This is a genomic window from Roseiarcus sp., from assembly GCF_052145395.1.
Classification (GTDB): Bacteria; Pseudomonadota; Alphaproteobacteria; order Rhizobiales; family Beijerinckiaceae; genus Roseiarcus.
Genome location: NZ_JBKQOT010000425.1, coordinates 1 through 2814, shown reverse-complemented (window position 1 = coordinate 2814; position 2814 = coordinate 1). Strand labels below are relative to the sequence as shown.

At 64.6% G+C, this 2814-nt stretch carries 2 protein-coding genes and 2 pseudogenes; 2 read left to right on the top strand and 2 right to left on the bottom strand.

All coding sequences use genetic code 11. The annotated features are described in order from the left end of the window. A pseudogene (locus tag ACLP25_RS14440) lies at positions 1 to 365 on the top strand (recombinase family protein); the annotation flags it as partial. A 17-nt stretch (positions 366 to 382) separates the two neighbouring features. Here ACLP25_RS14440 and ACLP25_RS14435 read toward each other — a convergent pair. After that, positions 383 to 1336: a helix-turn-helix domain-containing protein gene (locus ACLP25_RS14435; protein WP_442469878.1), complete on the bottom strand. Its 954-nt coding sequence runs from the start codon at positions 1334 to 1336 to the stop codon at positions 383 to 385. A 175-nt stretch (positions 1337 to 1511) separates the two neighbouring features. Here ACLP25_RS14435 and ACLP25_RS14430 point away from each other — a divergent pair. Further along, positions 1512 to 1926, top strand: a pseudogene (locus ACLP25_RS14430) (recombinase family protein); the annotation flags it as partial. Positions 1927 to 1952: 26 nt separating this feature from the next. On the opposite strand, the gene ACLP25_RS14425 reads toward ACLP25_RS14430, so the two are convergent. Continuing rightward, on the bottom strand, positions 1953 to 2814 hold an 862-nt coding region (locus ACLP25_RS14425), incomplete at its 5' end, for a helix-turn-helix domain-containing protein (protein ID WP_442469877.1).

Sequence of the window (2814 nt, the reverse complement as noted above, 5' to 3'; positions counted from 1 at the left end):
TCTATATCCGCCAATCGACCGCCGATCAGCTCGTGCACAACCTCGAGAGCCAGCGCCGGCAATACGGGCTTGCCGATCGGGCCAGGCAGCTTGGCTGGGCGACCGTCGAAATCATCGACGACGATCTCGGACGATCGGGTGGAGGCATCGCCCGTCCGGGCTTCGAGCGGCTGTTGGCTGGAATCTGTGACCGTCGCGTCGGCGCCGTCTTCGCGATCGAGGCTTCGCGCCTCGCCCGTAACGGCCGCGACTGGCACACGCTGATAGAGTTCTGTGGATTGGTCGGCGCCATCCTCGTCGACGAGGACGGAATCTACGATCCTCGCCATCCTAACGATCGGTTGTTGCTGGGCATGAACAGGACGGCGACATAATGCAGTACCTAATCGGCTCCTTGAAAAGGCAGGCTTTCTTGTCGCGGATCGGATGATACTGGACGCCCCTTGGTAATCGCCTGTCGAACGGCCGGAGCATCCAGGTCACTCTCGCGGATGACATAGGGGGCACGAGGGCAAACCTGTCTTGCCGGCAACAGTCCATCTCGGATCAAGCGGACAATGGTCATGTTGCTGACGCCGAGGCGGTTTGCGGCCTCGGTCAGAATAAGCTCATGGCGCTCTTCACGTTCGCCCTCCCGGTAGACCGGTATCCGATGCACGCTACGGAAGTTGCGCACGCGCAGCTGGGTCCAGGTCTGGCCTCTGGCCGAGCGGACGCCTAGCCGATTGAGAACGGGGGCGATGCTGTGGTCCGGCAACAGGCGGGCGAGCTCGCACACCAGCTGCTCGGTCGCCGCATCGGTCTTGAAGCGATTCTGACCGGAACGGTTCTTCAGCACCTCGAGCCGCGTGTGATCGCCGCCCTGCCAGTGCAGCACGAGATGCAGCCGACCCGGCTCGACCGTCACGACGATCTCCTTCAGCACGGCGCGCAAGATCCGCTTGCGCGTCTCGACAGAAGCGGCGGCGTCGTTCCAGAGCGCCGGCAGATCCCCGGCGAGCGCCATGAGCGTCACGCGCTCGTCGTCGCCGACAGCGCTCGACTCCTCGTTGCGCAAGCTCCGGATCTGCTCTTCGAGCCGCGCGACCGTCGCAAGACAGTCGTTCCACCGCCGTTCGAGCTCGCCCGCGACCAGCCGGTTGTCGGGATCGACCGCGTCGTATTGCCGGCGCGCATGCTTTGCCTCGTAGTGGGCCTGCTCCAGCGCGAACTCTCTTTGCCGTAGCTGTTCGCTGCTGGCCTCCTTGCACTCGGCGATCAGCTTCAACGCCGCCTCGATGGCCAGCGGCGAGATTGCGCGCAGCACTTCCGCCGACACCGCCGCGTCGATGCGCATGTTGTTGAATGCGGTGCACCCCTTCTCGCGCGACGGATCGACATGGCTGGCGCAGACGTAGCGCGCATCGCAAACCGCCACGCCTGCGGCCGATCCCGAAAGAGCGCCGCCAGGCGATGGTGGAGAACGTGCGAGCGCTTCTTCCCGAGCGAGATGGTCAGCCTCGATCCGGCTCATGGCGCGCCTTGTCGGCGGAAGTGCTCGATCCGGAAGGAAGGCGATCGTCTACGTCCGGCAGTCGACGGTCGATCAGGTTGAACAACAACGTCGAAAGCCGTCGACGCCAATATGGACTGGTCGAGCGAGCCCGGCAGCTCGGCTGGGCCGAGGTCAGCGTCATAGACGACGATCTCGGCCGCTCGGGCTCGGGCGTCAGTCGCCCAGGGTTCGAAAAGCTCTTGGCTGCGATCTGCGAAGGCCGGGTCGGCGCGGTCGTGTCGATCGAGGCTTCGCGCCTGGCCCGCAACGGACGCGACTGGCACACGCTGCTGGAGTTCTGCGGCTTGGTCGGGACGCTGATCGCCGACGAGGACGGCGTCTACGATCCCCGTCTTCCGAACGACAGGCTCCTTTTGGGCATGAACAGGACGGCGACATAATGCAGTACCTCATGATCTCATTGAAAAGGCAGGCTTTCTTGTCGCGGATCGGATGATACTGGACGCCCCTTGGCAATCGCCTGCCGGACGGTTGGACGAGCCAGGTCACTCTCGCGGATGACATAAGGGGCGCGAGGGCAAACCTGTCTTGCCGGCAACAGTCCATCGCGGATCAAGCGCACGACGGTCATGTTGCTGACGCCGAGGCGGATTGCGGCCTCGGTCAGAATAAGCTCATGGCGCTCTTCACGTTCGCCCTCCCGGTAGGCCGGAATCCGATGCGTCCCGCGGAAATTGCGCACCCGAAGTTGGGTCCAGGTCTGGCCTCTGGCCGAGCGGACGCCCAGCCGATTGAGAACGGGGGCGATGCTGTGGTCCGGCAACAGGCGGGCGAGTTCGCACACAAGCTGCTTGGTCGACGCATCGGTCTTGAAGCGATTTTGGCCCGATCGGTTCTTCAGCACCTCGAGCCGCGTGTGATCCCCGCCCTGCCAGTGCAGGACGAGGTGCAGCCGGCCAGGCTCGACGGTCACGACGATCTCCTTCAAGACGGCGCGCAAGATCCGCTTGCGCGTCTCGACGGAAGCAGCCGCGTCGTTCCAAAGCGCCGGCAGATTCCCGGCGAGCGCCATGAGCGCCACGCGCTCGTCGTCGCCGACAGCGCACGGCTCCTCGTTGCGCAAGCTCCGGATCTGCTCTTCGAGCCGCGCGACCGTTGCAAGACAGTCGTTCCATCGCCGTTCGAGCTCGCTGGCGACCAGCCGGTTGTCGGGATCGACGGCGTCGTATTGCCGGCGCGCATGCTTCGCCTCGTAGCGGGCCTGCTCCAGCGCGAACTCTCTTTGCCGCAGCTGTTCACTGCTGGCCTCTTTGCGTTCG

Excerpts from the sequence above, each read along its gene's own strand:
- ACLP25_RS14435 (WP_442469878.1), bottom strand. The coding sequence starts at position 1,336 with ATGCGCATCGACGCGGCGGTGTCGGCGGAAGTGCTGCGCGCAATCTCG.